Raw genomic sequence first — 26,838 nt, 5'->3', positions numbered from 1 at the left:
CGACCGCTGGAACGCCCGAGCGATGACCGCCGCACCCGAAGAACAGAGTCTGGACACCCTGATCGTCGGCGGCGGCCCCGCCGGGTTGACCGCGGCGATCTATCTGGCGCGCTATCGCCGCCGCTTCCTGGTGGTGGATTCCGGGGCGAGCCGCGCCTCCTGGATTCCGCTGTCCCACAACCACGCGGGCTTTCCGGACGGGGTGACCGGCGACGAGCTGCTGGCCCGCATGCGCGCCCAGGCGGAGCGTTACGGCGCCCGGATTGTGCCGGGAACGGTGACCGCGGTGGAGCGCGGCGACGAGGGCTACCGCGTGCGGACGGAGGACGGCCGGCTGTTCCGCGCCCGCACCGTGCTGGCCGCCACCGGCGTGATCGACCGTGAGCCGGAACTGCCCAACCTGTATCAGGCGGTTCAGCGGGGGCTGGTCCGCCATTGCCCGATCTGCGACGGGTTCGAGGTGACCGGCCACCGCATCGGCGTCATCGGCCACGGCACCGGAGCCCTGGGGGAGGCGCTGTTCCTGCGCACCTATTCCCGCGACATCACCGTCCTGACGCTCGGCGAGCCGATGAATCTGGAGGAGGCGGAGGAGCGCCGCATGGCCGAGGCCGGGCTGCGCGCCGTCGAGGAGCCGGTGGTGGAAATCCACACCGAGGGCGGGCGGATCGCCGCCCTGACCACGGCGTCCGGGGAGCGGCTGACCTTCGACACTCTGTATTCCGCCCTGGGCTGCCACCCGCGCAACGAGGCGGTGAAGGGGCTGGGCGTGCGCATCGGGCCGAGCGGACGGCTGGTCACCGACGGGCACCAGCAGACGGGGATCGAGGGGCTCTACGCCGCGGGGGACATCGTGGAGGGGCTGAACCAGATCTCGGTCGCCATGGGACAGGCCGCGATCGCCGCCACCGCCATCCATCGCCGACTCCTGGCGGAGGACGGGGACCTCTGAGGGGCGATGCCTCCCTGGCGAGTGGCCAGCGGTCCCGGGCAAAGTGTCGCATTTGACATTAATGAATGGTAATACCAAACCAATGGCTTGAGCTATGCTCTTGGTTTGATGGAGCTTCCAGGAAAGGCATGAAGGGTTATGCCTTTTGGGCTCGGCCGGACGTTTACACCTGATTAAGAATTTGGGCCTTAGGACTCTCGCCATTGCGAGAGGCGGTCCGTGCGGCGGGTGTGGCCCGGTGCACAGCGGGATGAGCGAAACGGCGGCATGATGCCGTCATCGATCAACCCCCCGATCAACCCGGCCAGCCTGCCAGAACGAACGGAACCTGCTCCATGGCCCAATCCGTGACCCGCGCGCTTCAAGCCATCAAACGCCACAACGCCAAGCCGGAGCAGATCGACCACGCGATCCTCAGCGCCATCAACGTGACGCTGTGCATGCAGTCCGGCGGCAACGACCGGGTCGCGGAAGGCTTCAACCAGGACATCGCGCTGAGCGGACGGGCCTTCGGCGTCCGGAGCTGACCTACTCCTCCATTTCCTCCCGCTTCCGCAGTTCGTCCTGCAGCAGATAGCGGGCCTCTGGCGGCAGATCGCCGATGGCCTCGGCCAGCACGCGCAGGCGCCGCCGCAGCCCATAGACGGTGTCGAGCAGCGACAGCACCACCGGCATCGCCTCGTCGTCGAGCGCCAAGTCCTCCCGCAGATCGCAGATCATTTCCAGCCGGGCCATGTCGGCCGCGCTGAAGACGAAACCGGTCCCCTCGTGACGCGGCCGCAGCCAATGCCGCTCCACCCACACCGTCAATTGGGCGGAGGAGACGCGCCGGCAGATCGTCAGCACTTCCTCGGTCCGCCATGCCACGCCGTCCTGGTCCATGCCGTTCCGGTCCATCTCACGCGGCCTCCATATCCCGTCTCGGGTTGTGGTCGGTCTTCCAATCCCGGACGAACGCCTCCAGCGCCGGGTCGGGCGCGTCGGGCAGGGCGATGCGCAGGGTCACATACTGGTCGCCGCGCGCCCCGTTCGTTCCGGGAAGGCCCTTGCCCTTCAACCGCAGCCGCGTGCCGTTGTTCGCCCCTTTCGGAACGGTCAGCATCACCGGCCCGTCGATGGTCGGCACGCGCACCTTGCCGCCCAGCACCGCCTCGGCCAGGGTCACCGGCAGGTCGAGCTGGATGTCGTCGCCGTCGCGCCGGAACCAGGGGTGGGGGGTGACCTTGACGGTCACCAGCGCGTCGCCGGGCGGACCGCCGTTGCTGCCGGGCAAGCCCTGGCCCTTCAGGCGGATGGTGCCGCCATCCTCCAGACCGGCGGGCAAATCGATGTCCAGCGTCTTGCCGTCCGGCATGGTGACGCGGCGCTTGCCGCCCTTGGCCGCCGCCAGGAAGTCGACGGTCAGCGCCATGCCGAGGTTGCCGCCCTTCATCGGCATGGCGGCGCCACGCGCGCCGCCGCGCGCGCCGAACAGGTCGGCGAAGATGTGCTCCAGATCGTCCGACGCGAAGCCCTCGGCGTGGGCGTAGCGGGCGCCCGCCGGGCCTTCGGCGAAGTCGCGGTAATAGTGGCGCTGCGGCCGTTCCTGACCGGAGTCGTCGATCTCTCCGCGGTCGAAGCGGGCGCGCTTGTCGGCATCCGACAGCAGGCTGTAGGCGGCGCTGATGTCCTTGAAGCGCTGCTCGGCCTCCGCCTTGCCGGGGTTGAGGTCGGGGTGGTGCTTCTTGGCCAGCTTCCGGTAGGCCTTGCGGATCTCGTCGTCCGACGCGGTGGGGGATACGCCCAGAATCTCGTAAGGATTGCTCATGGCGATGACCGTCAGTGAAAAGCGGGGGTCAGCGGCAAAAGGGTGAGCACGTGTGACGTGTATGTGTACAAGGCCTCCCCGCAAATCAAGAGGGCGGCCCATCCATACGGCGCACGGTGCCTGTGCTTGCGGCCGGGATGGCGACCGGGTCGAAAGCGCCAATATAGTGCGGGCCGGACTTGCTTCCGGTTGAACGTTCCCGAAAGGAGCCCCGAAAAGGAGTTGGTGAGAGAGGGAGCCCACGACATGCCGCGCACGCACCCGTTCTTCATGCCCACCGACCAGGCCGTCGCCGACCTGCGGCGGCGTCACAAGACCGCGAATGTGCTCCAGTCCCTCCTCCTGCTCGGCGGCATGGTGCTGCTGCTGGCTCTGTGCGGGATGATCCTGGCCGGGGTGGAGGGGGTGCTGTGGGCGCTGCTCGGCGGCGCCGTCAGCCTGCTGTTCAGCCCGCGCCTGTCGCCGCGCATGGTGCTCGGCATGTTCGGCGCCCGCCGCCTGACCCATGCGGAGGCCCCGGTCCTGTTCGACGCGCTGGCCGTCATCGCCCGGCGGGCGGAACTGCCCGCGGTGCCGGAGCTGTGGTACGTCGCCAGCCCGGCGCTGAACGCCTTCGCCGTGGGCAGCCGCCGCCGGTCGGCCATCGCGGTCACCGACGGGCTGCTGCGCGCGCTCAGCCTGCGCGAACTGGCCGGTGTGCTGGCCCACGAGGTCAGCCACGTGCGCAACAACGACCTGACCGTGATGGGGCTGGCCGACACGGTGACCAGCCTGAACTCGGCTGATGTCGGTCTTCGGGATGGCCCTGCTGATTCTCAACCTGCCCCTGCTGATGATGCGGCAGAAGGGAGTTCCCTGGCTGCTGGTGCTGCTGCTTATCGCCGCACCCTGGATCGGCGTCCTTCTGCAACTCGCCCTGTCGCGCACCCGGGAATTCGACGCCGACCTCGACGCCGCCCACCTGACCGGCGACCCGGAGGGCGTCGCCTCGGCGCTCGCCCGGATCGAGCGGCTTCAGCACAGCCCGTGGGAGGGGCTGCGCTTTCCCGGCCGCCGCCGGGCGCAGAACATCCCGTCCCTGCTGCGCACCCACCCGGACACCGAAGAGCGCGTCCGCCGCCTGATGGCGTTGCGCACCCCGCCGCCGGTCCTGCCTGGGCTCGGCGCCCATCCCCTTCATGCCCCGCCGCCGCTCGCCATGCCGGCGGCGCTGCGGCGCCCGCGCTACCGGATCGGCGGCTACTGGTACTGAGGTTACAGGGGGGCACGTCCGCCACTCCTGGACTCGGGGGGCCCGGCTGGGTAGAACCGACGGGCGCGGTCGGGCAATTTTCCCAAATCCCAGGCTTGTCCGGGGACGGCGGAGCGCCCGCGGCGGTCGGTTGGCTACAAAAGGCGGGTCCCCTCCATGACCTTTCAAGGGCGTTTGGTCCTCCTGATCTCCGGGCTGGTGACGCTGGCGGTGGCGCTGGTCACGATTCTGCTGGCCTGGACGACCCATTCGGCGATCCAGACGCGGGTGGAAGCGGACGGCCGCGGTGCGGCGACCCTGTTGGCCCGCAGCGCCACGCTGGCGCGCGAGGTTCCGCGCGACGTCGAGGCGCTGCTGGGCGACCGTCTGCTGTCGGAGGCGACGCTCGCTGCCCATCTCGTCGCGGTGATGGAGGCGGGCAAGGCGCCGACCAAGGCGGTGACCGACCGGCTGAAGGCCGTCGCGGACGGCGGCGGGCCGGATGAGATCTGGGTCACCGACAACCGGGGCCGCGCCTATCTGCACAATATCCCCGGCCCCGACATCACCTTCGGCCCCGACGCGCGGGCGCAGCCGCGCCAGGCGCCCTATTACGGCCTGCTGAACCGCGCGCCGGAGAAGGTGGTGACCGACGCCGCCGCCGAAGGTGGCAAGCTGATGAAGTTCGCCGGCGTGGCCGGCGTCGACAAGCCGCGCATCGTCCAGGTCGGCGCCGACGTGCGCCGGCTGGCCGACATCGCCCGCAAGGCCGGGGTGGACGGCGTGATGGCCTCCCTGCTGGCCGGCGGCACGGTGGAGGGCGCGTGGCTGCTGGAGCGCGACGGGCGCCTCGCCGTGCACGCCACCGGCCCCAGCGCCGGGCCGCTGTCGGAGCGGGCGGTGGAGGCGGCGAAGGCCGCGGCGGCGGCCGGCGAGACCGGCCTGCTGCGCGAGGGCGACCGTCTGACCGCCTTCGCCCCGGTTCCGGCTGTGGCCGGGCAGGGGGCAGCCGGGCAGGGGGCGGGCATCGCGGTGGTCCGCCTGCCGGCGGAGGACCTGTCCTCGGTGGTCGGCCGCCATGTGAAGATCGGCGTGCTGGTCGGGTTGCTCGCCCTGGCGCTGGGCGTCTACGGCGCCGTCCGCTTCGCGCGCAGCCAGATGGCCCCCATCGAGCGGCTTGGCGAGGCCGTCGCCGCGGTGGAGGCCGGGCGCTTCAACCCCTTCACCCTGAACGAGGCGATGGAGCGCAACGACGAGATGGGCCGCCTCGCCCGCGTCTTCCGCAGCATGGCGCTGGAGGCGTCCTACCGCGAGGAGACGCTGGACGCCCAGCTTCTGATGCGCACGGCCGAGTTGGAGACCCGCACGGAGAAGCTGGCCGCCGCCGAACACCTGATCGAGGAGGAGCAGCGCGCCGCCCGCGATGTGCAGGCGAACCTGCTGCCACAGCAGCTTCCCGCCGGGCGCGACAGCCAGTTCTTCGGCCTTCTGGTTCCAGGCCCGGCGGTCAGCGGCGACTTCTACGACGTGATCGAGCTGGACGAGCGCCATTGCCTGCTGGTGGTGGCCGGCGTGTCCGGCTGGGGCGTGCCGGCGGCCTTCCTGATGCTGCTGGTGCGCGGCGCGATCCGCGAGGCGGCGGCCCGGCCGGGCCTGACCCCCGCGGCCATCCTGGCGGCGGCCAACGACCGGCTGTGCGGGCAGAGCCCCTTCGACGGCTTCGCCACCGCGTTCGTCGCCCTCTACGACCGCGAGACCGGAATGCTCAGCCATTCCAGCGCCGGCAACCGCGCCCCCTGCCGCATCCGGGCGGACGGCAGCGTCCTGACCCTGGCGGACGCCGGCGGTCCGGCGCTGGGCGTGCGCAAGGGCATTCCCTACGGCGAGGCGGTGACCCGGCTGGAGCAGGAGGACACGCTGTTCCTGTGCACCGAGGGCGTGCTGCGCGCGGTGAACGCCCAGCGCGAGCCGTTCGGCGAGGAGCGTCTGGCCGCAATCCTTCACCAGGGCCGCGGCCTGTCGGCACGCGACCGCTCCGAACTGCTGCTGCGCGCGGTGGAGGCTCATGTGGGGGTGGGCGGGCAGACCGGCGACATCGTCTGCCTGACCGTCCGCCGGCTGCTGCCCGCCGCCGAGCTGGCACCGGAATCCGAAGCGGCGGTGTGACGCCGTCCGGCCAAGGCCGGCGTACCGGCGCTTCTCCCTGTTGGTGGTGACCCGGCTGGTGCGCCGGGTCATCCGTGAGACCCCGGCGCGGACCAGCCCTGCGCCCCCATCTCAGTCCTGGGTTCCGCCGTTCAGCTTCGGTTCAGTCGCCCCCGGACAGGATCGGCAGGACTTGCCCATTTCTGCCGATGAGGGGACCTCCGATGTCCAACGCTTACTCCGAGGCCGCCGCCCGGCCACCCGTCAAGACCCGCCCCGTCAAGACCCGGTACGACGGGATGATGCTGTTCCTGCACTGGAGCGTCGCCCTTCTGATTCTCGTGGCCTTCGCCATCGCCCAGGGGCGCGGGCTGGTGCCCCGCGGGCCGGAGCGGACCGCCCTGATGGATATCCACCGCTCGCTCGGCGTCCTTGTGCTGGCGCTGGTGGCGCTGCGCATGGTCTGGCGCGTCGTCAGCCCGCCGCCGCCGATGCCCGCCGACACCGCGCCGCTGCTCCTGCTGGCGGCCAAGGCCGGGCACTTGGCGCTTTACGCCCTGATGATCGCGGTGCCGCTGGCCGGCGTGACGATGACCCAGGCCCACGGCCATCCCGTCGCCTTTTTCGGCCTGTTCACCCTGCCGACGCTGGTGGCGGAAAACCATGCCTTCGGCGACACGCTGGAGAAGCTGCACGAGCTTCTCGGCACCGCCATCATCGTGCTGGCCGGCCTGCACGCGGCGGCGGCCCTGGTCCACCAGTATGTCCTGAAGGACGGGACGCTGAGCCGCATGCTTCCCTGGGGAAGCCGCTGAGCTGAGAAAAGGGCGGGCGGCGCCGGCACCGGACTGCCGGGGGGCGCCGCCCGCCGAGTGGTGAGGTCCTGCCTCCTCCATGGATGGACCCATGCTCGGGTCCCCCATGGTCTGATGAACCCGCCCAAGCGGCTTCTCTTCCCGACGCAATGGCGGTACCGCCCCCCGCTTTGACGCACCGCCCCTGTTTTCCGGCTGTCCAGCGGGGGAGGGTGAAGCGGTGACGGGCAGGGTGATTCGTATGGCGGCGGGAGCTGCGTTGCTGGCGTCGGCGCCCGCCGGGGCGGTGCCGTTCGACCGGGTGTTCGTTTTTGGCGACAGCCTGTCCGACACCGGCCGGGTCTATGAGCTGACGCGCGGCGCCATTCCGCAGAGCCCGCCCTATTACGACGGGCGTTTCTCCAACGGACCCGTCTGGGTCGAGCGGCTGGCCCCGCTGATCGGCAGCCAACCCGACCAGAAGACCAACTTCGCCTATGGCGGTGCCGAGACGGGCACCCTGTCGCAGACCGGCGTTCCTGGCATCCAGGGGCAGGTCGGGCAGTTTCTGCTCAGCCGCCCGGGCGGCACCAACAGCGGGCTGTTCGCGGTCTGGGCGGGCGGCAACGACTACTTCAACCGGGTCTCCGCCGGGTCGGACCCGTCCGGTCTCGTCACCCAGACGGTCGGCAACATCGTCACCACGGTGGAACGTCTGGCAGCGCTCGGCGGTAAGACCTTCCTGGTGCCGAACCTGCCGGACCTCGGCACGATTCCGGACACCCGCAATTCCGACCGCGCCACCGTGCTGAACGCCGTCACCGCCTCCCACAACACGCTGCTGTCGCAGGCAATGGCCGACGTGGAGAAGCGGCTGGGGGTCACCGTCGTGGTGGCCGATGTCAACGCGCTGTACCGCGCGGTGGCGGCCAACCCGACGGCCTACGGCTTCACCAACACCGTCACGCCCTGCCTGTCGAACAACGCGCCGACCGGCGCCTGCGGGACCGAGGCGCAGGCCGACCAGACCGTCTATTGGGACGAGATCCACCCGACCCGCGCCGCCCATCTGCTGATCGCGCAATACATGCAGGGTGCCTTGTTGGCCCTGAACGACGCGGCGGAGACGGTGGCGATGCAGCCGGAACTGGCCTTCGAAGCGACGCGGAGCTGGCACCGCGCGCTGCTCGGCTCCATCGCCGGCCCTGCCGCCACGCGGGTGGAGGCGCCGCTCGGCAGCGGGGAGCTGAGGGCGTTCCTGATCGGCGACGCCGCCTGGGGCCGTCTCGGCGGCACGCCGGAGCGCCAGGGCTTCCGCTTCAACACCCAGTCGGGCGGTGTCGGCGCCGAACTGCCGGTCGGGCCGGCCTCGCGCATCGGCCTGTCGGTCGGTGGGTCGCGTGGCCGCGCCCGGCTGGACGAGGGGGCGGGCACGCTGGACATGACCAGCACCATCATCGGCCTGCACGCGGTGACCGAGGCGCAAGGCTTCCAACTGGCCGTGGCTGGCAGCGTCTCCTTCGACCGCTACGGCGACATCGACCGAACCACCGGTTTCGCGCCGTTCCCCAACGCCTCGGCGGAGACGGACGGGCGGACCTACGCCCTGTCGGTCGCCGGGGGTTACACCGCGCAACTCGGGCCGGTGGCGCTGGGGCCGCGGCTGGGCCTGCGCTACATCCACACACGCATCGACGGCTATCAGGAGAGCGGCGCCGGCCTGCTGTCGCTCGGCGTCGAGCGGCAGAGCGCCGAATCGCTGGAGAGCAGCGTCGGGGCCGATGCCTCCACCGTCGTGGAGATCGGGCGGACGGTGCTTCAGCCCAGCCTGGGCATCGCCTGGGAGCACCAGTTCGCCGAGGACGCGCGCACCGTCACCGTCCGCCTGCCCGGCGGAGCCGCCAACAGCGTGAGCCCGAGCGGCGACGGCCGCGACTCCCTGGTGATCGGCGCCGGCCTGTCGGCCCAGCTCTGGCAAGCGGTCAGCGCCACGGTCGGCTACCGCGGCGAACTGTCGGGGGCGGACGGCCATAACCACGCCTTCACCGCCCGCTTGCGGATGAGCTTCTGAGGAAACGCTTGTTCCATCCTTCCGGAGGGCTTTTTCCTGCTGGCGTTGCGGCGCCGCAAGAGGAACAATCGGTGCCGGTGCGTCGCCTCCGGGCACGCCCGCCCGAACAAGAACAACGGCCCGGACAACAACAAAGGGAGGAGTTTCATGGCCTACAAGCACATCCTCGTGCATCTCAATTCCGGCCCGCAGGTGGAAACGCGCCTCGACGCGGCCATCGCCCTGGCGAAGACCAGCGGCGCCTTCCTGCGCGGCCTGTTCGCCCAGCCGGACCGCAGCGCCACCAGCGTCATCGCCCGCCGCTCCAGCGACCATCTGGAGCAGGCCGCCGCCCGCAGCGAGACGATGTTCCGCGACAAGCTCCAGGCGTCGGGCCTGCAGGGCCAGTGGCACGGCCTGACCCATGGCGAGCACAACCACGTCATCCGCGAGGTCATCATCTGGTCGCGCTTCGCCGACCTGACGGTGCTCGGCCAGTTCGACCGCAGCGCCCCCGCCGACGGCGTGGCGCCGGAGGAGCTGAACGAGCAGGTGGTGCTGAATTCGGGCCGCCCGGTGCTGGTTCTGCCCTTCGCGGGCACCTTCCCGGTGATCGGCAAGCGCGTCGCCGTCGCCTGGAACGCCGAGCGCGAGGCCGCCCGCGCCCTGTCCGACGCCATGCCCTTCCTCCAGGGCGCCGGCGAGGTCACGGTCATCACCGTGCTGACCCAGGCCGCCCCGCCGGCCGGGACGGAGCCGCAGCGCATCGGCCTGCTCGACCATCTGGCGCTGCACGGCGTGACGGCCGACCAGACGCATTTTACGGTGACCGACATCGGCGCCATGGACGCGCTTCTCGCCCGCAGCATCGACTCCGGTGCCGACCTGCTGGTGATGGGCGCGCACGGCCATTACGGCTTCCCCTTCCTGCACCGCGGCGGCGGGACGCGCCATGTCCTGCGCACCTGCCCGGTGCCGCTGCTGCTCTCCCACTGACACCGTCCGGAAGACGGAAAGGAGTCGCGGGCTTTCCTCCGCCATGCCGGGCGGCCATCTAGAGGTTGTCCCGGCACCGGCTGGAGAGCGTGCATGTCCTGGCTCCGCGTCTTCCTGATCGCCTGTCCCGCCATTGTCCTGGCGGCGCTGTTCGCCGCCTGGGCGGCAACGGGCTTCGACCTGTTCGGCCTCAGCCTGCCGGGCCTGCTCGCCCTGGTTGGCGGCGCCGTGCTGACCAGCGCCGTCGCCATCGGGCTGATGGCCCTGGTCTTCCTCAGCAACCGCAGCGGCCACGACGAGGCGGCGGGCCGTCCCGACCCCACGGACGGGCCGGACCGCCTTTAAAAAACCAGAACTCAAAAGGGGCCATTGGCCTTTCTTCCGTCTGATGTCCGCATGGTCGGCGGAACGCCTGCGAACTCCCCGCCGTTGCTGAAGGGACGAAGGAGCCCCGGTTCTTGCGGCCGGACGGGCCATGCCTGCGGCCGGGGCGGGAAGGAGGGGAACGCCGCGATGGACGAGCACCGCATCCGCCACCGTGCCTACGAGATCTGGGAGCAGGAGGGGCGCCCCGAAGGCCGCCGCGCCGAGCATTGGGAGCGCGCCTGCCGCGAACTCCAGGAGGAGGATGAGCGGGCGAAGAACGAAGGCCCCGATCCGGGTGCCTCCGATCCCGGCACTCCCGCCCGAGCCTCCGCGGATTCCGGCGCGGGCATCTGACGTCCGCCACACCCGTTCCCCAAGGAGACGCCATGCCGCCCCGCCGTGATCCCGCGTCCTTCATGTGGTCGGAGGCCGTCGAACTGCTGGACCGCGCCGAGCGGCTGCACCGCCAGTTCTTCCGCCCGGCCCCGCCCGGTTTGCGCCGCGCCTGCTGGACTCCACCCGTCGACGTCTACGAGACCGAGGATGCGGTGACCATCGTGGTCGCCCTTCCCGGCGTCGGCGCGGAGCAGCTTCACGTCGCCGTCGAGGACGGCGTTCTGGTGGTTGCCGGGGAGCGGACGCTGCCGCTGGGCTGCGATGGGATCATCCATCGGCTTGAGATTCCCCATGGCCGCTTCGAGCGGCGGATCGAGCTGCCCGCCGGGGCCTTCCGCATGGGACGGCGCGAGCTGTCGGCGGGCTGCCTTGTCCTGACGCTCGACAAGATGGGATGAAGGACGTCGGAATGACTGATGAACATGCCGCCGAAGCGACGCCAACGTCCCAGGCGTCATCCGCCGCGCCGCCCATCTCAGGATTGCCGGAGGACGTGATCCCGGTCATTCCGGTGCGCAACCTCGTGCAGTTTCCGGGAGTGGTGCTGCCGGTGACGGTCGGTCGGGCGCGCTCGGTCGCCGCGGCGCAGGAGGCGGCCCGCACCGAGCGGCCGGTCGGCATCCTGCTCCAGCGCGACGAGGCGGTGGAGGAGCCGACCGGCGCCGACATGCACCGCGTCGGGACGACCGCCAGCATTCTGCGCTACGTCACCACGCCCGACGGCTCCCACCATCTGGTGTGCCAGGGGCAGCAGCGCTTCCGCATCGTCGAGTGGGTGCCGGGCCATCCCTTCATGGCCGCCCGCGTGGAGATGATCGAGGAGAGCGACGCCGCCACACCGGAGGTCATGGCCCGCTTCCTGAACCTGCGCAACGAGGCGGTGGAGGCGCTGCAACTGCTGCCCCAGGCCCCGCAGGAGCTGCTGGCCGCCGTCCAGGCGCTCGAAAGCCCCGGTGAGCTGGCCGACATGACCGCCAGCTACATGGACCTTAAGCCCACCGAGAAACAGGAGGTGCTGGAGACCGTTGACCTGCCGGAGCGGCTCGACAAGGTCGGCGGCCTGCTCGCCCGGCGGATCGAGGTGCTGCGGCTGTCGCGCGACCTCCGCGAGCGCACCCGCGAGGCGATGGATGAGCGGCAGCGGGAATATCTGCTGCGCGAGCAGCTCCGCGCCATCCAGAAGGAACTGGGCGAGGCCGACGAGGGGCGGCAGGCCGAGATCGGCGAGCTTCAGGACGCCATCGCCAAGGCCGGCATGCCGCCCGACGTTCGCGAGCACGCCGAGAAGGAGCTGCGCCGGCTGGAGCGCATGCCGGAGGCGGCGGCGGAGTACTCGATGGTCCGCAGCTACCTGGACTGGCTGATCGAGATGCCGTGGGACCGCCGGTCGGAATCGCGGATCGACATCGCCGAGGCCCGGCGCATCCTCGACGAGGACCATTACGGGCTGGAGAAGGTCAAGCGCCGCATCCTGGAATTCCTGGCGGTGCGCAAGCTGAACCCGGAGGGGCGCAGCCCCATCCTGTGTTTCGTCGGCCCGCCGGGGGTGGGCAAGACCTCGCTCGGCCAGAGCATCGCGCGGGCGACCGGGCGGGCCTTCGCCCGCGTCTCGCTGGGCGGCGTCCACGACGAGAGCGAGATCCGCGGCCACCGCCGCACCTACGTCGGGGCGCTTCCCGGCAACATCGTCCAGGCCATCCGCAAGGCCGGAACGCGCGACTGCGTGCTGATGCTCGACGAGATGGACAAGCTGGGGCAGGGCTTCCACGGCGACCCCTCGGCCGCCCTGCTGGAGGTGCTGGACCCGGAGCAGAACGCGACTTTCCGCGACCATTACCTGGGCGTGCCCTTCGACCTGTCGAAGGTGATGTTCATCGCCACCGCCAACATGCTGGACACCATCCCCGGCCCGCTGCGCGACCGCATGGAGGTGATCGAGCTGTCCGGCTACACCGAGGACGAGAAGCTGGAGATCGCCAGGCGCTACCTGCTGGCCCGTCAGCTCACCGCGAACGGGCTGACGGCGGAGCAGCTGGAGATCCCCGACGACACGCTGCGCGCGATCATCCGGGACCACACGCGGGAGGCTGGGAACCGCCAACTGGAACGGCTGATCGGCGCGGTCGGGCGCTACGCCGCCGTCCGCATTGCCGAGGGCGAGGTCGAGCGGATGCGGGTGGAGCCGGCGGACCTGACGGCGATCCTCGGGCCGCCGCGCTTCGAGAACGACGTGGCGATGCGCACCAGCGTGCCCGGCGTGGCGACCGGCCTCGCCTGGACGCCGGTCGGCGGCGACATCCTGTTCATCGAGGCCAGCCGCTTTTCCGGCTCGGGGCGGCTGATCCTGACCGGCCAGCTGGGCGAGGTGATGAAGGAGAGCGCCCAGGCCGCCCTCAGCCTCGTCAAGTCGCGGGTGAAAGACCTCGGCCTCGACCCGGAGGGGTTGGACCGTTTCGACATCCACATCCACGTCCCGGCCGGCGCCATCCCGAAGGACGGGCCGTCCGCCGGCGTGGCGATCTTCACGGCCCTGGTGTCGCTGCTGTCCGGCCGCTGCATCCGCTCCGATACGGCGATGACCGGGGAGATCAGCCTGCGCGGTCTGGTTCTGCCGGTCGGCGGCATCCGCGAGAAGGTGGTGGCCGCCCAGCGCGCCGGGCTGAAGACGGTGATGCTGCCCGCCCGCAACCGCAAGGATTTCGACGACATCCCGGCGGCGGTGCGCGAGCGGCTGAGCTTCGTCTGGCTGGAGCGGGTGGACGATGCCGTCCGCGCGGCGCTGGTGCCGGAGCCCTCCGCGGAGGCGGCGGAGCGCAAGGCCGGGTAGCGTTCTCCGCAGGGGCCGGGCCCCTTGCGCACCGGGGGTGCGGTGCGCCACATCAATGGCGCGCCCGCACGGAGCGCGCACAGGAGACGATCATGACGCCCGAGGAACGCACCCTCCTTTCCGATCTGTTCACGCACCTGCGCGAGGTGGAGAACCAACCCCGCGATCCGGAGGCGGAACGCTTCATCCAGCAGATGATCCAGGGCCAGCCTGCCGCCGCCTACTACATGGCGCAGTCGGTCCTGGTGCAGCAGCAGGCGCTGACCGCCGCCCAGCAGCGCATCGAGGATCTGGAGCGGCAGGTGAAGGAGGCGCAGTCCCGCGCCCAGCAGCCCCAGGCCCAGCCGTCCGGCGGCAGCTTCCTCTCCAACGCGCTGGGGCTGGGGCGCAGCCCGTGGGCCGGCGGGGGCAACCGTCCGGCGGAGCCGTCCGCTCCGGCACCGATGCAGTCCCCGGCCGCCCCCCCGCGCAGCCCGTGGGGCGCCGCCCCGCAGGCCGGCGGCCAGCTTGGTTATGGACAGCCCGCCTATCCGCCCCAGCCCGTCTATGCCCCGCCGCCCGGATTCGCCCCGCAGGGCTACGCGCCGCGCGGCGGGGGCTTCCTGAGCGGTGCCGCGCAGACGGCGGCGGGCGTGGCCGGCGGCATGCTGGCGGCCAGCGCCATCTCCTCGATGCTCAGCCACTCGCCGGGACCGTTCGGCGAGGCTGCTGCGGCGGCGGGCCAGACGGCCAGCCATGGCGAGACGATCATCAACAACTACTACGGCGACTCCGCGGATCAGGCGGCCGACCAAGGCTTCCCGCCGGAGGACAACAACCTCCAGAATGTCGACTATCAGGCCGACAACTCCTCGTTCGACGACGGCGGCGGCGATGGCGGTGGAGACGACAGCTGGATCTGACCTTATCCAGTCCTTGGCGGAAGGCGTGCCAACCTTTGGGAAAGGTCCGGTGCGCCTTCGTGCCGCCATCACAGTTAATATAAATTAAACAGTTAGGTCCCTACGGTGCGTTGGGCAAGGCAGGCCATATTTCCCGATCCCCACGCAGAACCGAGGCCCATGACGACGCTCGTTCAGCCCCAGCCGACCGAAGACGCCGAGCGCACCGACGCTGAGCGCAAGGCCTCTGCCACCCAGATGTACCATGAGGTGGCGCGGATCATCGAACGGATGCACCGCCGGTTTCTCGACGTTCTGCGAATCGAGCTGTCCCGCATCGGCATCGACGACATCAGCCCGGTGCAGGTGATGATGCTGCTGAACATCTCCAACGGCGAGATCAGCGTGCGCGACCTGATCGAGCGCGGCTATTACCTCGGCTCCAACGCCTCCTACAACCTGAAGCAGCTGGTGGACAGCGGCTATGTCGACCGCTCCGCTTCGCCGCGCGACAAGCGCGCCGCCCGGCTGAAGCTGTCGCCCCGCGGGCTGGAGCTGTGCGAGCGGCTGCGCCACATGGCGTCGGTCCACTCCGACGGGCTGATCCGCACCGACGGCGACAGCCAGGATTTCGAGGTCACCTACCGCACGCTGCGCCGTCTGGAGCGCAAATGGACGGACGTCATCCGCTCCGACGAAACGGAAATCCTCTGACGCGCATTGACCTCCCTCAGTGTGCGCGGCGGGACGCCGTGCCACGGTAAGGCCGCTGGGCTTTGAGGGGGATGTGGGATGAGGTTCGCCGTCGGCACGCAGGATTACCGCAGCATCGCCACCCATGGCGGACGCACGCGCCGCTTCCTGGTCTTCGAAGCCGAGGCGGGCGGCGAGCCCGTGGAGGTCTCGCGGATCGAACTGGCCGAGGATGAGGTGCTCCACCTCGCCGGCGACGGCCGCCCCCATCCGATCGACGCGGTGCGGGTGGTGATCACCGGCTCCTCCGGCGAGGGCTTCATCAACCACATGAAGCGCCGCGGCATCGAGCCGGTGACCACGCTGGAGAGCGACCCGGCGCAGGCGATCCGCGACTGGTTCGCGGGGTCCGTCAAGACCGCGCCGCCGCCCGAGCATCCCCACGAGCATCACGACCACGGCCCCGGGGACACCCCGCAGGAGCGCCACGGGGCGCCGGCCTAGATCATCGAGGCGCCGCCGTCATCAGACGGGAAAGGACACGCTGGCGGTGGTCCCGGCGGCGTCGCTTTCCGTGTTCAGCGTGTCCCCGAGCTGGGCGGCCAGAGCCTCGGCGAGCATCAGCCCGTCCTCCGCCGTCGTGTCGAAGCCGGCGGGCAGGGCGCGCCCGTTGTCCTCGACGATCAGGCGGGCGCGGCCGTTCTGCTCCTGGGTGATCGACACGCGGATCCAGCCCTGTTCGGGATAGGCGTGGTGCAGGCTGTTGGTGATCAGCTCCGCGGTGATCAGTCCCAGCGGCATGGCCTCGTAGAGGCCGATCTGGATGGGATCGCTCTTCACCTCGATCGGCACGTTGGCGAGGCCGCCGGGCGTCCCGTGCTTCACCGCGTCGGCCAGCAATTCGATGTAGCGGCCCAGATTTACATGGGTGCCGGTGCCCAACTCGTGGAGCTGGCGGTAGAGGATGGCCAGCGCTTCGATGCGCACCAGCGTCTGCTCGTAGGCGGCGCGTGCGTCCGGATCGCGGATGCGGCCCGTCTGCAGCTTGAGCAGGCTGATGACGAGCTGGAGGCTGTTCTTGGCCCGGTGCTGAAGCTCGCGCAGTTCAGCCTCCAACTCGCGGATGCGTTCCGCGATTGGGTCCTCCGGCGCTCCCGAACCGGTTGCGGGGCGATCAGCAGGCAGGGCGACCGGCCGGGACCGGAGGGGATTGGGCATCACGCAATTCTCGGCTGAAGCTGGGCAATGTTTTATACCGCCGAGCTTAAGCACTGACACATGGGAGCCACGGATAGCTGGTGAGGGAGCGTAGGCGCTCCGGTGTGGCGGTGAGGGCGTTCCAGGCGTCACAGCAGGCCTGGACGACGGCGTCGTAGTCGTCCAGTAGCCGGTGGGACAGAAAGCGCTCACGCAGGTACAGCCAGACGCGCTCGACCGGGTTCAACTCCGGACTGTAGGGCGGCAGCGGCACCAGCGTGATGGTGTCAGGCACGACCAGCGTCCGCGATCCATGCCAGCCGGCCTGGTCGAGCACGAGCACCGCCTGGACGTCCGGTTCCAGGCTTCGGGAGAAGCCGTCCAGGAACAGGCTCATGGCGGTGGTGGAGACGGTCGGCATGACCAGCGCGAAGTCGGCGCCGCTGGCCGGGCAGACGGCGGCGTAGAGGTAGGCCGAGGTGAAGCGCTTGTCGCACAGCCCGGCCGGACGCTGCCCGCGCTCCCACCAGCGGTGCGTGGTGCGGCCCTTCTGGCCGATGCGCGCTTCGTCCTGGAACCAGAGTTGGAGGCGCCGCTCCGGATGCGCGGCGGCCGCGGCCTTCAGCGCTTCGCGCAGCCCCTTTTTTGGAAGGCGGCCTGGGCCTTGGCGTCGGACTGCGGATGGCGGGGCCGCGTCTTCTGCTTCGACAGGTTCAGCCGACGCACGATGCGCGACAGACTGGCCGGATGCAGCGTCTTGGCGAAGCGGTCGGCGATCACCTCGCACAGGATCGGCAGGGTCCATTCCACGCAGCCATGCCGCTTGGGATCGGGACCGGCCAGGATGATGGCCTTGAGCGTCGCCTGCTCGCCTTCGGTCAGCCATTCCGGACGGCCGGGCAGCGGACGATCATAGAGTCCGGCGACGCCTTCGGCGTTGTAGCGCACCACCGCATCGCGCAGGGCTTGGCGGTCCATGCCGGCCAGCCGCGCCGCTTCCGCCCGGCTCACCCCGTCGAGCGCATGGGCGATGGCGAACATGCGTGCCGCCACCCGCCCTTTGTTCTCCCGCCGCGCCAAAGCACGCAATTCGCTGGCGCTCAGGTCTTCCCGGATCGGCAACGCCGCTGGCATTCGCTCCTCCCCATCGCGATGGGGAATCGAATCACGGGTTGCCGGCCTTGGGAATCCCTCTCAGTGAGTCAGCGGCTCCGCTCGCCGGTATTACTTAGGTACAGAACAATTTATGCGCTTGAACCCACTCCCGAATTGGTTCTGAGGAATTAACCCTCTGCGCATATCCAATTCGTTCGTCCACGTTCGGGCGGAGGGGCAGGGCTTATGCGGCCGGCGGACGAAAGGTCGGAAGCATGGGCAGGCGGGGCAAGCCGGAAAATGCGTTCCCCTGGCCGTCCCGTCGTGGCATGAGTGCCGCCATGCGTTTGAGAACCTTGGTGATTCCCTTCTGCGCCCTGCTGGCCGTGGCCGGCGGCTGCGCCGCGGTGGCCGGCAACGGCGGGCCCGCCGAGTCGTCCGTTCCGGTTGCGCTCGACCGCGACCGTCCCGATCTTTCGGAGGTCGGCGCCCTGCGATTTCGTGGCGCCCTCCGCCTGCCCGCTGGGGCGGGGGTTGGCGGCCTGTCCGGCCTCTGGGTCAGCGACTCGGGCGACCGCTTCGTCGCGGTGTCCGACCTCGGCAAGAGCGTCACCGGACGCCTGTCCTACGACGCCCAGGGCCGTCTGGCGGGCGCCGGACAGTATGATGTCCGCCCGCTCGCCCTCGACAAGGACCCGGACTACCGTGGCCGGCTCAATGATTCGGAGGACCTTGCCCGCCTGCCGGACGGCGGCTGGCTGGTGCCGTTCGAACGCAACCACCGCATCCTCCGTTACGAGGGCGCCGCCCGGCCCGAGGGGCAGCCGCGCAAGTTCCCGACTCCGCCCGGCCTGGAGTCGGCGCCGTCGAACGGCGGGGTCGAGGCTCTGGCGGCGCTGGCCGACGGCCGCATTCTCGCCATCGAGGAAGGGGACGACAACGGAGTCCGGGAACGCCACGCCTGGATTGCTCCCGCCGACCTGAAGAAGCGCGGGGACTGGCAACCGCTGACCTACCGCGCCGCGCCGCGCTTCCGTCCCACGGCGGCGGCGCCCCTGCCGGACGGCGGGGTCTTGGTGCTGGAACGGCGGGTATCCCTGCTGGGCGGCTGGGCGGCGCGCATCGTCCATGTGCCGGCGGATTCGCTGCGCGGCGGTGCGACGATGGATGGCGTGGAACTGGCGCGTCTGGAACCGCCGTTGCTGACCGACAATTTCGAAGGGCTGGCGGTGCGCCCCGGCCCGGACGGCGATCTGCTGGTCTACGTCGTTTCCGACGACAACCGCAGCCCGCTCCAACGGACCTATCTGATGATGTTCCAGCTTCCGGCCAACGCGCTCAAGCCCGCCGTGGCGGGGCGCTGACCGGTCAGGCACGCCCCGCGGTGAATAGTGCTTATCAGAAGTTGGCGTAGGGGCCGCCCTGGCTGGGGATTTCCGGGGAGCCCGGGGAACCCGGATTGCCCATCGGCTCGCGGTGGTGATGGACGCGGGCGATGCTCGGGGCGAGGTCCTGGAGCTCGATGAAGTTGTCGGCCTGACGGCGCAACTCATCGGCGACCATCGGCGGCTGGGAGCGCACGGTGCTGATGACACTGACCCGCACGCCCTTGCGCTGCACCGCCTCGACCAGCCGGCGGAAATCGCCGTCGCCCGAGAAGAGCAGGATGTGGTCCACCCGCTCGGCCATCTCCATGACGTCGATGGCCAGCTCTATGTCCATGTTGCCCTTGATCTTGCGGCGGCCCGAGGCGTCGGTGAACTCCTTGGTCGGCTTGGTCACCATGGTGTAGCCGTTGTAGTCCAGCCAATCGACCAGCGGCCGGATCGGCGAGTACTCCTGATCCTCCACCAGCGCGGTGTAGTAGAAGGCGCGCACCAGTCTTCCTTCCGAGGCGAAGCCGTCGCGCAGGCGCTTGTAGTCGATATCGAAGCCCAGGGACCGGGCGGCTGCGTACAAATTGGCTCCGTCGATGAACATCGCCAGACGCTCTTCCTTATAAAAGAGCTTCGTAACATCTTTCGGCAAAGTCGTATTGCGATCCAATTTCGTAATCCTTCCACGATGGATTGAATTATATCTCAGGCATACGCGAAATTGCGATTCACCAGATAAGTAACGTAGGGGTTCGTCTACGCGCGAGCAAGGGGGCGCGCGGGCATGGGGCCTCTGCGGGCGGGGTACGGCGGGTGGACCCGACGAGGCTCGAAGCGCTTGCGCCGGCGCGAACGCATCAATATATTCGGTTCCCTTCGCAGATCCCGGAGTTGGTTTGGTATGGCCCGCGTTACCGTCGAAGATTGCGTCCTCAAGGTTCCGAACCGGTTTGAGCTGGTGATGATGGCGGCCCAGCGCGCGCGTGAGATCGCGTCCGGCGCCCCGCTGTCGATCGACCGCGACAACGACAAGAACCCGGTCGTTGCCCTGCGCGAGATCGCCGATGAGACGGTGATGCTGGAGCATCTGAAGAACGCCCTGATCAAGGGCCACCAGAAGCACGTCGAGCCGGACGAGCCCGAGGAGGAGATCGTCGAGCTTATGGCCGGCGAGCACGACTGGGCCGCCCGCGGCGACACGTCGCTGGAGGACGAGGACGGGATGAGCGAGGCGGAGGAGGTCGGCGAAGGCGACGATCTGATGTCCGACATGGAGAGCGATCCGGCGGCGGCCTTCGGCGAGACCGAGGACGATGTCGTCGGCCGCGATGCGGACGGGGATCTCTGACGCTGACCGACAGCGACCGGTCTTGGGGGCCGACGGCCCCCTATTCCGTCGACAAACCAATCATTTGCGAAACTTCATGGCGCACGCTGCGCCGGGTCGGGTGGCATGATCCGGCAATATGAGCTTGTCGAACGCGTCAAGGCGTACGACCCCTCGGCGGACGAGGAGTTGCTCAACCGCGCCTACGTCTTCTCCATGAAGGCGCACGGCTCCCAGACCCGCGCCTCGGGCGACCCTTATTTCCTCCACCCGCTGGAGGTCGCCGGCATCCTCACCCAGCTCAAGCTGGACGCCGGGACCATCGCGACGGCGCTGCTGCACGACACGGTCGAAGACACGGTCGCCACGCTGGAGGACATCGAGAAGCACTTCGGCAAGGAGATCGCCCGTCTGGTCGACGGCGTGACCAAGCTGTCGCGCCTGGAACTGCACAGCGAGCAGGCCAAGCAAGCCGAGAATTTCCGCAAGCTGGTGCTCGCCATGTCGGAGGACATCCGCGTCCTCCTCGTGAAGCTGGCCGACCGGCTGCACAACATGCGCACGCTGTTCCATCTGAAGAATCCGGACAAGCGCAAGCGCATCGCCCGCGAAACGATCGAGATCTACGCGCCGCTCGCCGAGCGCATCGGCATGCACCAGGTCAAGGACGAGCTGGAGGATCTCTCCTTCGCGGAGCTGAATCCGGACGCCCGCGACAGCATCCTGGCCCAGCTCTCCCGCCTGCGCACCGAAGGCGAGAACCGCGTCCAGCGGATCATCCAGGAACTCCGCGGCACGCTGGCGGAGGAGGGTCTGCCCAACGCCGGAGTCACCGGGCGCGAGAAGACCGCCTACTCGATCTGGCGCAAGCTGCAGCGCAAGAATGTCAGCTTCGAACAGCTGTCCGACATCATGGCCTTCCGGATCATGGTGGACACGGTGCCGGAATGCTACCAGGCGCTGGGCGTCATACACGCCCATTACCCGGTCGTTCCGGGACGCTTCAAGGACTACATCTCGACGCCCAAGCCCAACGGCTACCGCTCGCTCCACACCGGGGTGATCGGTCCGGAGCGCAACCGGATCGAGGTGCAGATCCGCACCAGCGACATGCACGAGATCTGCGAACTCGGCGTCGCCGCCCACTGGGCCTACAAGCAGGGCGAGCCGCGCACCCAGCAGGGGCGCGAGTACCGCTGGCTGCGCGAGCTCCTGGACATCCTGGAGCACGCCCAGAAGCCCGAGGAGTTCCTGGAGCACACCAAGCTGGAGCTGTTCCAGGACCAGGTCTTCTGCTTCACGCCGAAGGGCGATCTGATCGCGCTGCCGCGCGGCGCCACCCCGGTGGACTTCGCCTACGCCGTCCACTCGGAGGTCGGCGACCACTGCGTCGGCGCCAAGATCAACGGGCGGATGCTGCCGCTGCGCACGCAGCTGCAGAACGGCGATCAGGTCGACATCATCACCTCCAAAGCCCAGACCCCGGTTCCGGGCTGGGAGCGCTTCGTCGTCACCGGCAAGGCGCGGGCGCGCATCCGCAAGTTCCTGCGCACCCAGCAGCGCACCCAGTACATCGAGCTGGGCCGCGCCATCCTGCAGCGCCAGTTCAAGTCGGAAGGCTACGAGTTCTCGGAAAAGGCGCTGGAAGGCGTCATCAAGATCTTCCAGCAGCCGAGCGCCGACGATCTGCTGGCCAGCGTCGGGTCGGGGCTGCATTCGGGCCGCGAGGTCTTCCACGCCGTCTTCCCCGGCCACAAGCCGCATGTGGCGACGACGAAGGAAGGCGACGACAAGAACGCCATCACGGTTCCGAAGCCCAAGCCGAAGGTAAAGGGCCACAACGCGCCGCTGCCGATCCGCGGTCTGATCCCCGGCATGGCGGTCCATTACGCCCGCTGCTGCCACCCGCTGCCGGGCGACCGCATCGTCGGCATCGTGACCACCGGCAAGGGCGTGACCATCCACACCATCGACTGCGAGACGCTGGAGAGCTTCCACGAGTCGCCGGAGCGCTGGATCGACGTCGCCTGGGACATCGGACCGGACAGCCCCGAGGAGCATGTCGGGCGCATCTCGCTGGTGGTCAACAACGAGCCGGGCTCTCTCGGCACGCTGTCCACGGTCATCGGCAAGAACGGCGGCAACATCACGAACCTGAAGATCACCAGCCGCAACACCGACTTCTTCGAGCTGCTGATCGACATCGACGTGAAGGACGCCAAGCATCTGACCAACATCATGGCGGCCCTGCGCGCCACCCCCGCCATCAACGCGGTGGAGCGGGCGCGGGGGCGGTGAGGGCGCCCGCCCGGTCGCGCCCATCGGAAGCGAGGGAAGCATGTCCAGCCCGACCATCTTCAGCCGCCTGATCGCCGGGGAGCTGCCCTGCGCGGTGGTGTACGAGGATGCGGAGACCTTCGCCTTCATGGACGCCGGTCAGGTCAATCCCGGCCATGTGCTGGTGGCGCTGAAGCGCCCGGCCCCGACCATTCTGGACGTGACGGAGGACGAGGCGGCGGCCCTGTTCCGCACCGTCCACAAGGTCGCCCGCGCCGTCCAGGCGGCCTTTTCGCCGGAGGGGGTCACGATTCTCCAGACCAACAAACCGGCGGGCTGGCAGACGGTGCCGCACATCCACGTGCATGTGGTGCCGCGCTATCAGAACGACGGCGCCGATCTGGTCTGGCCGCGCCATGACCCGCCCATCGAGGAGCTGAAGGCGCTCGCCGAGCGGATCGTCGCGCATCACGTCGTCGAATGACGGCGTGACGCGACGCTGCACCGCCGCTATATAGCAGGGAGAACCGGTGCCCGCCGGATGCAGGATGCGGGACCGGCGCGATACCGGAGTTTCGAGCCTATGCCCCGCCCTCTGCGCCTCGGCGTGAACATCGACCATGTGGCGACCGTCCGCAACGCGCGGGGCGGGCGTCACCCCGATCCCGTGCGCGCGGCGAAGCTCGCCGCCGAGGCCGGGGCCGACGGCATCACCGCCCATCTGCGCGAAGACCGCCGCCACATCATCGATTCCGACATCGAACGGCTGATGGCGGAGAGCCGGTTGCCGCTGAAATCTGGAGATGGCGGCGACGGACGAGATGCTCGGCATCGCGCTGCGCCACAGGCCGCACGCCTGCTGCCTCGTCCCGGAGAAGCGCACCGAGGTCACCACCGAAGGCGGGCTGGACGTCGCCGGGCAGATGGGCACCCTCAAGCGCTTCGTCGGCGAACTCGGCGCCGCAGGCATCCGCGTCTCGCTGTTCATCGACCCGGAACCGGCGCAACTCGACGCAGCGAAGGCCTTGGGCGCGCCGGTGGTGGAACTGCACACCGGCGCCTACTGCGACGCGCCCGCCGGGGCGGAGCGCGCGGCGGAGCTGGAGCGGATCGTCCGGGCGGCGGCTCACGCCGAGGCCATCGGGCTGGAGTGCCACGCCGGCCATGGGCTGAGCTACGAGACGGTCGGCGCGGTCGCCGCCATACCGACCATCGTCGAGCTGAACATCGGCCATTTCCTGATCGGCGAGGCGATCTTCGTCGGGCTGGGCAACACGCTCCAGCGCATGCGCGCCGTCATGAAGGACGCCCGTTTGGCAAGCGGAGGCGTCTCATGATCCTTGGCATCGGGAACGACCTGATCGACATCCGCCGGATCGAGCAGTCGCTGGACCGTTTCGGGGACCGCTTCATCGCCCGCATCTTCACCGACGTGGAGCGCGCCAAGTCGGAGCGCCGCGCCGGCGCCGCCGGCAAGCACAGCGCCCGGGCCGCGACCTACGCCAAGCGCTTCGCCGCCAAGGAGGCCTGCTCCAAGGCGCTGGGCACCGGATTCCGCGACGGCGTGTTCTGGCGCGACATGGGGGTGGTGAACCTGCCCTCCGGCCAGCCGACCATGCGCCTGACCGGCGGCGCGCTGGAGCGGCTGCAGGCGATCACCCCGCCGGGCATGCAGGCGCGCATCCACGTGACGCTGACCGACGAGTATCCGATGGCCGAGGCCTTCGTCATCATCAGCGCCGAACCGGCCGCCCCCTCCGCCGACACCTCCATCACCACCTCCACGGCACCCTCCGCATGACCATGAACAGAGAGACCGCCTTGACCGGCAAATCCAAAGAGACAGGCGGCTTTGCCGAGACGGTGAAGACGGTCTTCTACGCGGTCATCATCGCCTTCGGCGTGCGGACCTTTGCCTTCGAGCCCTTCAACATCCCGTCCGGGTCGATGATCCCGACGCTGCTGATCGGCGACTACCTGTTCGTGTCCAAGTTCTCCTACGGATACAGCAAGTACACGGTCGGCTTCGGGTTGCCGCTGTTCGAGGGCCGCATCCTGGGCCACGCGCCGGAGCGCGGCGACGTCGCCGTGTTCAAGCTGCCGCGCGACAACAAGACCGACTACATCAAGCGCGTCATCGGGCTTCCGGGCGACACCGTCCAGGTGACCGGCGGCGTGCTGCACATCAACGGCCAGCCGGTGAAGCGCGAGCGCATCGAGGACTATGTGTCTCGCGACGCGCTGGGCCGCGAGGTCCGCATTGCCCAGTATGTGGAAACCCTGCCGGGCGGGCGCAGCCACCGCATCATCGAGGAGTCGGACAACGGTCCGCTCGACAACACCCCGGCCTTCAAGGTGCCGGCGAACCATCTGTTCATGATGGGCGACAACCGCGACAACTCGCTGGACAGCCGCGTCCCGTCGCAGGTGGGGTATGTCCCGATGGAGAATCTGGTCGGGCGCGCCGAATTCCTGTTCTTCTCGTTGGAGGATGGGACGCGCTTCTTCGAAGTGTGGCGTTGGCCGGCGGACCTGCGGTTCAGCCGCCTGTTCAACGCTGTGAAGTGAGCCCCGTCGAGCACTGGGGCGCGGAGATTTGTTATTGTGAGCCCTGAAGAACGGGGGACCCCCATGGCGTCCGATCCGGACGTGAGCGCCGATTCCGCCGACCTAGCGGAGCTGGCCGCGGCCGTCGGCCATCGCTTCGCCGACCCGCAACGGTTGGCCGACGCGGTCACCCATCCCAGCCTGATGGGGCTGGAGCGCAACGCCCACGGCGGGCGGCCCGAGCAGGGACCCGGCCTCGCCTATGAGCGGCTGGAGTTCCTGGGCGACCGGGTGCTCGGCCTCGTCATCGCCGAATGGTTGCTGGAGCGCTTCCCCAACGAACGCGAGGGCGCGCTCGCCAAGCGGCACGTCTCGCTGGTCCGGCGGGAGGCGCTGAGTCGCGTCGCCGACACGCTGCAGCTCGGGCGCTACCTGCGCCTGTCCCCGGCGGAGGCGCAGAGCGGCGGGCGCAGCAACCGCACCATCCTGGCCGACGCCTGCGAGGCGGTGATCGGGGCGCTCTATCTGGACGGCGGCATGGACAAGGCGCGGGACTTCATCCGCGGGGCCTGGGCCGGACAGATCGACCGCGCGGACCCGCCGCCGCTGGATTCCAAGACGGCGTTGCAGGAATGGGCGCAGGGCAACAAGCGTCCCATCCCCACCTATGAACTGATCGAGCAGAGCGGCCCGGCGCACGAGCCGGTGTTCCGCATCGCGGTCCGGCTGAAGGGCATGGAGCCGGTGACGGCCACCGGCCCGTCCAAGCGGGTCGCCGAACGGAAAGCGGCCAGCGCCTTGCTGCGCCAATTGGGAGTGCAGGTCGATGACTGACGGCCGCGACAAGTTTGAAGACGACGATTTCGACGATAAGGACGAGGGCGTGAGCGAGAGCGTGGATGAGGGTGCCGACAGCGGTGCTGAAGAAGGCGCCGAAGAGGCCGTCGCCGAAGAGGCCGTCTATGTGCCCGAGAACCCGCGCTGCGGCTTCGTTGCCCTGGTCGGCGCGCCCAACGCCGGCAAGTCGACCCTGCTGAACGCGATGGTCGGCTCCAAGGTGTCGATCGTCAGCTCCAAGGTGCAGACGACCCGCACGCGCGTGCTCGGCATCACCATCGCCGGCGACAGCCAGATCATCTTCGTCGACACCCCCGGCATCTTCAAGCCGAAGCGCCGGCTGGACCGCGCCATGGTGGCGGCGGCCTGGCAGGGGGCGGAGGACGCCGATCTGGTCGGCCTGCTGTTCGACGTGTCGCGCCGCGGCATCGACCAGGACACCCAGGGCATCATCGCCCGGCTGAAGGAGCAGGGGCGCAAGGCCATCCTGATCCTGAACAAGATCGACCTCGTGCCGCGCGAGAAGCTGCTGGGCCTTGCCGACAGCTTCAACCAGGAAGGCATCTTCACCGACATCTTCATGCTGTCCGCCTCGACCGGCGACGGGGTGGAGCATCTGCGCGGCTTCCTGGCCGCCCGCATGCCGGAAGGCCCCTGGCACTACCCGGAGGACCAGATCTCCGACATGCCGATGCGCCTGCTGGCGGCGGAGATCACCCGCGAGAAGCTGTTCCAGCAGCTTCACCAGGAACTCCCCTACGCGGCGACGGTCGAGACCGAGCAATGGGAGGAGTTCGAGAACGGGTCGGTCAAGATCTCCCAGGTCGTCTATGTCCAGCGCGACAGCCAGAAGGCCATCGTGCTCGGCAAGCAGGGCACCCGCATCAAGGCGCTCGGGCAGGCCGCCCGCACCGAGCTGGAGGAGATGCTGGAGCAGCGCGTCCACCTGATGCTGTTCGTCAAGGTGCGCGAGGACTGGGAGAACGATCCGGAGCGCTACGAGGCCTGGAACCTCGACTTCGGGGCCTCCTAAAGCGCCGGTCA

Annotated in this window: 27 protein-coding genes and 2 pseudogenes; 24 read left to right on the top strand and 5 right to left on the bottom strand. The window is 69.3% G+C overall.

The features are described from left to right. Positions 1-22: 22 nt before the first annotated feature. Complete coding sequence (locus tag ACWPN5_RS20090) at positions 23-952, top strand: NAD(P)/FAD-dependent oxidoreductase (RefSeq protein WP_145680689.1); 930 nt, start codon at positions 23-25, stop codon at positions 950-952. Between the two features lie 335 nt (positions 953-1,287). Beyond that, entirely contained in the window at positions 1,288-1,479 is a 192-nt protein-coding gene (locus ACWPN5_RS20085) for a hypothetical protein (RefSeq protein ID WP_014198714.1), read from the top strand. Position 1,480: 1 nt separating this feature from the next. Here the strand turns inward: ACWPN5_RS20085 and ACWPN5_RS20080 are convergent, their stop codons facing one another. Then, complete coding sequence (locus ACWPN5_RS20080; RefSeq protein ID WP_200476786.1) at positions 1,481-1,849, bottom strand: chaperone modulator CbpM; 369 nt, start codon at positions 1,847-1,849, stop codon at positions 1,481-1,483. Position 1,850: 1 nt separating this feature from the next. Further along, positions 1,851-2,759 carry a DnaJ C-terminal domain-containing protein gene (locus ACWPN5_RS20075; protein ID WP_200476787.1) on the bottom strand — a complete coding sequence of 303 codons (909 nt, stop codon included), beginning with the start codon at positions 2,757-2,759 and terminating at the stop codon, positions 1,851-1,853. A 246-nt stretch (positions 2,760-3,005) separates the two neighbouring features. On the opposite strand from ACWPN5_RS20075, the pseudogene ACWPN5_RS20070 reads away from it, so the two are divergent. The 13 genes and pseudogenes from ACWPN5_RS20070 to ACWPN5_RS20010 all read left to right on the top strand — a co-directional run. Then, positions 3,006-3,461, top strand: a pseudogene (locus tag ACWPN5_RS20070) (M48 family metalloprotease); the annotation flags it as partial. A gap of 82 nt (positions 3,462-3,543) precedes the next feature. After that, positions 3,544-4,011: a M48 family metalloprotease gene (locus tag ACWPN5_RS20065; protein WP_492297047.1), complete on the top strand. Its 468-nt coding sequence runs from the start codon at positions 3,544-3,546 to the stop codon at positions 4,009-4,011. A gap of 156 nt (positions 4,012-4,167) precedes the next feature. Continuing rightward, the gene (locus ACWPN5_RS20060; RefSeq protein WP_492297046.1) at positions 4,168-6,156 is read left to right on the top strand and encodes a PP2C family protein-serine/threonine phosphatase; all 1,989 of its coding nucleotides are present in this window, start codon (positions 4,168-4,170) and stop codon (positions 6,154-6,156) included. Positions 6,157-6,359: 203 nt separating this feature from the next. After that, positions 6,360-6,950 (top strand): cytochrome b, encoded by a 591-nt coding sequence (locus ACWPN5_RS20055; RefSeq protein ID WP_200479074.1) that lies wholly within the window; start codon positions 6,360-6,362, stop codon positions 6,948-6,950. Between the two features lie 241 nt (positions 6,951-7,191). Further along, a complete protein-coding gene (locus ACWPN5_RS20050; RefSeq protein WP_492297044.1) occupies positions 7,192-9,000 on the top strand; it encodes an autotransporter domain-containing protein in 1,809 nt (602 codons plus the stop codon). A 147-nt stretch (positions 9,001-9,147) separates the two neighbouring features. Then, entirely contained in the window at positions 9,148-9,975 is an 828-nt protein-coding gene (locus tag ACWPN5_RS20045) for a universal stress protein (RefSeq protein ID WP_492297042.1), read from the top strand. A 93-nt stretch (positions 9,976-10,068) separates the two neighbouring features. After that, positions 10,069-10,320, top strand: coding sequence for a hypothetical protein (locus ACWPN5_RS20040; protein ID WP_145680682.1), 252 nt, complete (start codon positions 10,069-10,071; stop codon positions 10,318-10,320). A gap of 168 nt (positions 10,321-10,488) precedes the next feature. After that, positions 10,489-10,695 carry a DUF2934 domain-containing protein gene (locus ACWPN5_RS20035; RefSeq protein ID WP_145680681.1) on the top strand — a complete coding sequence of 69 codons (207 nt, stop codon included), beginning with the start codon at positions 10,489-10,491 and terminating at the stop codon, positions 10,693-10,695. 32 nt (positions 10,696-10,727) lie between these two features. Then, the gene (locus tag ACWPN5_RS20030; protein ID WP_145680680.1) at positions 10,728-11,135 is read left to right on the top strand and encodes an Hsp20/alpha crystallin family protein; all 408 of its coding nucleotides are present in this window, start codon (positions 10,728-10,730) and stop codon (positions 11,133-11,135) included. An 11-nt stretch (positions 11,136-11,146) separates the two neighbouring features. Beyond that, positions 11,147-13,564, top strand: coding sequence for an endopeptidase La (gene lon / locus ACWPN5_RS20025; protein WP_492297039.1), 2,418 nt, complete (start codon positions 11,147-11,149; stop codon positions 13,562-13,564). A 92-nt stretch (positions 13,565-13,656) separates the two neighbouring features. Further along, positions 13,657-14,466, top strand: a complete 810-nt coding sequence (locus ACWPN5_RS20020; RefSeq protein ID WP_492297037.1) for a DUF2076 domain-containing protein — start codon at positions 13,657-13,659, stop codon at positions 14,464-14,466. A 159-nt stretch (positions 14,467-14,625) separates the two neighbouring features. Beyond that, positions 14,626-15,159, top strand: a complete 534-nt coding sequence (locus tag ACWPN5_RS20015) for a MarR family transcriptional regulator (RefSeq protein ID WP_145680677.1) — start codon at positions 14,626-14,628, stop codon at positions 15,157-15,159. 78 nt (positions 15,160-15,237) lie between these two features. Beyond that, entirely contained in the window at positions 15,238-15,642 is a 405-nt protein-coding gene (locus tag ACWPN5_RS20010) for a NifB/NifX family molybdenum-iron cluster-binding protein (RefSeq protein ID WP_492297036.1), read from the top strand. Between the two features lie 21 nt (positions 15,643-15,663). On the opposite strand, the gene ACWPN5_RS20005 is transcribed toward ACWPN5_RS20010, so the two are convergent. Continuing rightward, positions 15,664-16,356, bottom strand: coding sequence for a sensor histidine kinase (locus ACWPN5_RS20005; protein WP_492297034.1), 693 nt, complete (start codon positions 16,354-16,356; stop codon positions 15,664-15,666). Between the two features lie 46 nt (positions 16,357-16,402). Beyond that, positions 16,403-17,469 (bottom strand): IS630 family transposase gene (locus ACWPN5_RS20000; RefSeq protein ID WP_492296215.1). Its coding sequence is split into 2 segments (ribosomal slippage): positions 16,403-16,981 and positions 16,984-17,469, totalling 1,065 coding nucleotides; the frame shifts between segments, so codons are not numbered across the junction. 302 nt (positions 17,470-17,771) lie between these two features. On the opposite strand from ACWPN5_RS20000, the gene ACWPN5_RS19995 reads away from it, so the two are divergent. Continuing rightward, positions 17,772-18,794, top strand: coding sequence for an esterase-like activity of phytase family protein (locus ACWPN5_RS19995; RefSeq protein WP_492297032.1), 1,023 nt, complete (start codon positions 17,772-17,774; stop codon positions 18,792-18,794). A 34-nt stretch (positions 18,795-18,828) separates the two neighbouring features. Here the strand turns inward: ACWPN5_RS19995 and ACWPN5_RS19990 are convergent, their stop codons facing one another. Further along, positions 18,829-19,410, bottom strand: coding sequence for a LabA-like NYN domain-containing protein (locus tag ACWPN5_RS19990; RefSeq protein ID WP_145680673.1), 582 nt, complete (start codon positions 19,408-19,410; stop codon positions 18,829-18,831). A 297-nt stretch (positions 19,411-19,707) separates the two neighbouring features. Here ACWPN5_RS19990 and rpoZ point away from each other — a divergent pair, with 297 nt between their 5' ends. The 8 genes and pseudogenes from rpoZ (at position 19,708) to era (ending at position 26,827) form a co-directional block, all read left to right on the top strand. Continuing rightward, positions 19,708-20,154: a DNA-directed RNA polymerase subunit omega gene (gene rpoZ, locus ACWPN5_RS19985; RefSeq protein WP_145672097.1), complete on the top strand. Its 447-nt coding sequence runs from the start codon at positions 19,708-19,710 to the stop codon at positions 20,152-20,154. A gap of 105 nt (positions 20,155-20,259) precedes the next feature. Next, on the top strand, positions 20,260-22,431 hold the full coding sequence (locus ACWPN5_RS19980) for a RelA/SpoT family protein (RefSeq protein WP_145680672.1): 2,172 nt from the start codon (positions 20,260-20,262) through the stop codon (positions 22,429-22,431). Positions 22,432-22,471: 40 nt separating this feature from the next. Further along, on the top strand, positions 22,472-22,894 hold the full coding sequence (locus ACWPN5_RS19975; RefSeq protein ID WP_492297029.1) for an HIT family protein: 423 nt from the start codon (positions 22,472-22,474) through the stop codon (positions 22,892-22,894). Between the two features lie 99 nt (positions 22,895-22,993). Further along, a pseudogene (locus ACWPN5_RS19970) lies at positions 22,994-23,747 on the top strand (pyridoxine 5'-phosphate synthase). Next, positions 23,744-24,211: a holo-ACP synthase gene (gene acpS, locus ACWPN5_RS19965; protein WP_492297027.1), complete on the top strand. Its 468-nt coding sequence runs from the start codon at positions 23,744-23,746 to the stop codon at positions 24,209-24,211. Before ACWPN5_RS19970 ends, acpS begins: the two are co-directional and overlap by 4 nt. Continuing rightward, complete coding sequence (gene lepB / locus ACWPN5_RS19960; RefSeq protein WP_014198741.1) at positions 24,208-24,978, top strand: signal peptidase I; 771 nt, start codon at positions 24,208-24,210, stop codon at positions 24,976-24,978. The genes acpS and lepB overlap by 4 nt, the downstream gene beginning before the upstream one ends. A 63-nt stretch (positions 24,979-25,041) precedes the next feature. Further along, positions 25,042-25,791 carry a ribonuclease III gene (gene rnc, locus ACWPN5_RS19955; RefSeq protein WP_200478808.1) on the top strand — a complete coding sequence of 250 codons (750 nt, stop codon included), beginning with the start codon at positions 25,042-25,044 and terminating at the stop codon, positions 25,789-25,791. Beyond that, on the top strand, positions 25,784-26,827 hold the full coding sequence (era, locus tag ACWPN5_RS19950; protein ID WP_145680667.1) for a GTPase Era: 1,044 nt from the start codon (positions 25,784-25,786) through the stop codon (positions 26,825-26,827). Before rnc ends, era begins: the two co-directional genes overlap by 8 nt. The last annotated feature ends 11 nt before the right edge of the window (positions 26,828-26,838 follow it).

The organism is Azospirillum sp. UENF 211521, assembly GCF_058780535.1.
Note: the sequence above shows the minus strand (reverse complement) of the source record. Positions and strands in the feature narration are given on the sequence as shown.

Excerpts from the sequence above, each read along its gene's own strand:
- ACWPN5_RS20045 (WP_492297042.1), top strand. The coding sequence starts at position 9,148 with ATGGCCTACAAGCACATCCTCGTGCATCTCAATTCCGGCCCGCAGGTG.
- ACWPN5_RS19990 (WP_145680673.1), bottom strand. The coding sequence starts at position 19,410 with ATGTTCATCGACGGAGCCAATTTGTACGCAGCCGCCCGGTCCCTGGGC.
- ACWPN5_RS20035 (WP_145680681.1), top strand. The coding sequence starts at position 10,489 with ATGGACGAGCACCGCATCCGCCACCGTGCCTACGAGATCTGGGAGCAG.
- ACWPN5_RS20080 (WP_200476786.1), bottom strand. The coding sequence starts at position 1,849 with ATGGACCGGAACGGCATGGACCAGGACGGCGTGGCATGGCGGACCGAG.
- ACWPN5_RS20065 (WP_492297047.1), top strand. The coding sequence starts at position 3,544 with ATGTCGGTCTTCGGGATGGCCCTGCTGATTCTCAACCTGCCCCTGCTG.
- lepB (WP_014198741.1), top strand. The coding sequence starts at position 24,208 with ATGACCATGAACAGAGAGACCGCCTTGACCGGCAAATCCAAAGAGACA.
- rpoZ (WP_145672097.1), top strand. The coding sequence starts at position 19,708 with ATGGCCCGCGTTACCGTCGAAGATTGCGTCCTCAAGGTTCCGAACCGG.
- ACWPN5_RS20015 (WP_145680677.1), top strand. The coding sequence starts at position 14,626 with ATGACGACGCTCGTTCAGCCCCAGCCGACCGAAGACGCCGAGCGCACC.
- rnc (WP_200478808.1), top strand. The coding sequence starts at position 25,042 with ATGGCGTCCGATCCGGACGTGAGCGCCGATTCCGCCGACCTAGCGGAG.
- ACWPN5_RS19980 (WP_145680672.1), top strand. The coding sequence starts at position 20,260 with ATGATCCGGCAATATGAGCTTGTCGAACGCGTCAAGGCGTACGACCCC.
- ACWPN5_RS20020 (WP_492297037.1), top strand. The coding sequence starts at position 13,657 with ATGACGCCCGAGGAACGCACCCTCCTTTCCGATCTGTTCACGCACCTG.
- lon (WP_492297039.1), top strand. The coding sequence starts at position 11,147 with ATGACTGATGAACATGCCGCCGAAGCGACGCCAACGTCCCAGGCGTCA.
- ACWPN5_RS20055 (WP_200479074.1), top strand. The coding sequence starts at position 6,360 with ATGTCCAACGCTTACTCCGAGGCCGCCGCCCGGCCACCCGTCAAGACC.
- era (WP_145680667.1), top strand. The coding sequence starts at position 25,784 with ATGACTGACGGCCGCGACAAGTTTGAAGACGACGATTTCGACGATAAG.
- ACWPN5_RS20030 (WP_145680680.1), top strand. The coding sequence starts at position 10,728 with ATGCCGCCCCGCCGTGATCCCGCGTCCTTCATGTGGTCGGAGGCCGTC.
- acpS (WP_492297027.1), top strand. The coding sequence starts at position 23,744 with ATGATCCTTGGCATCGGGAACGACCTGATCGACATCCGCCGGATCGAG.
- ACWPN5_RS20090 (WP_145680689.1), top strand. The coding sequence starts at position 23 with ATGACCGCCGCACCCGAAGAACAGAGTCTGGACACCCTGATCGTCGGC.
- ACWPN5_RS19995 (WP_492297032.1), top strand. The coding sequence starts at position 17,772 with ATGCGTTTGAGAACCTTGGTGATTCCCTTCTGCGCCCTGCTGGCCGTG.
- ACWPN5_RS20085 (WP_014198714.1), top strand. The coding sequence starts at position 1,288 with ATGGCCCAATCCGTGACCCGCGCGCTTCAAGCCATCAAACGCCACAAC.
- ACWPN5_RS20075 (WP_200476787.1), bottom strand. The coding sequence starts at position 2,759 with ATGAGCAATCCTTACGAGATTCTGGGCGTATCCCCCACCGCGTCGGAC.
- ACWPN5_RS20005 (WP_492297034.1), bottom strand. The coding sequence starts at position 16,356 with ATGCCCAATCCCCTCCGGTCCCGGCCGGTCGCCCTGCCTGCTGATCGC.
- ACWPN5_RS19975 (WP_492297029.1), top strand. The coding sequence starts at position 22,472 with ATGTCCAGCCCGACCATCTTCAGCCGCCTGATCGCCGGGGAGCTGCCC.
- ACWPN5_RS20010 (WP_492297036.1), top strand. The coding sequence starts at position 15,238 with ATGAGGTTCGCCGTCGGCACGCAGGATTACCGCAGCATCGCCACCCAT.
- ACWPN5_RS20040 (WP_145680682.1), top strand. The coding sequence starts at position 10,069 with ATGTCCTGGCTCCGCGTCTTCCTGATCGCCTGTCCCGCCATTGTCCTG.
- ACWPN5_RS20060 (WP_492297046.1), top strand. The coding sequence starts at position 4,168 with ATGACCTTTCAAGGGCGTTTGGTCCTCCTGATCTCCGGGCTGGTGACG.
- ACWPN5_RS20050 (WP_492297044.1), top strand. The coding sequence starts at position 7,192 with ATGGCGGCGGGAGCTGCGTTGCTGGCGTCGGCGCCCGCCGGGGCGGTG.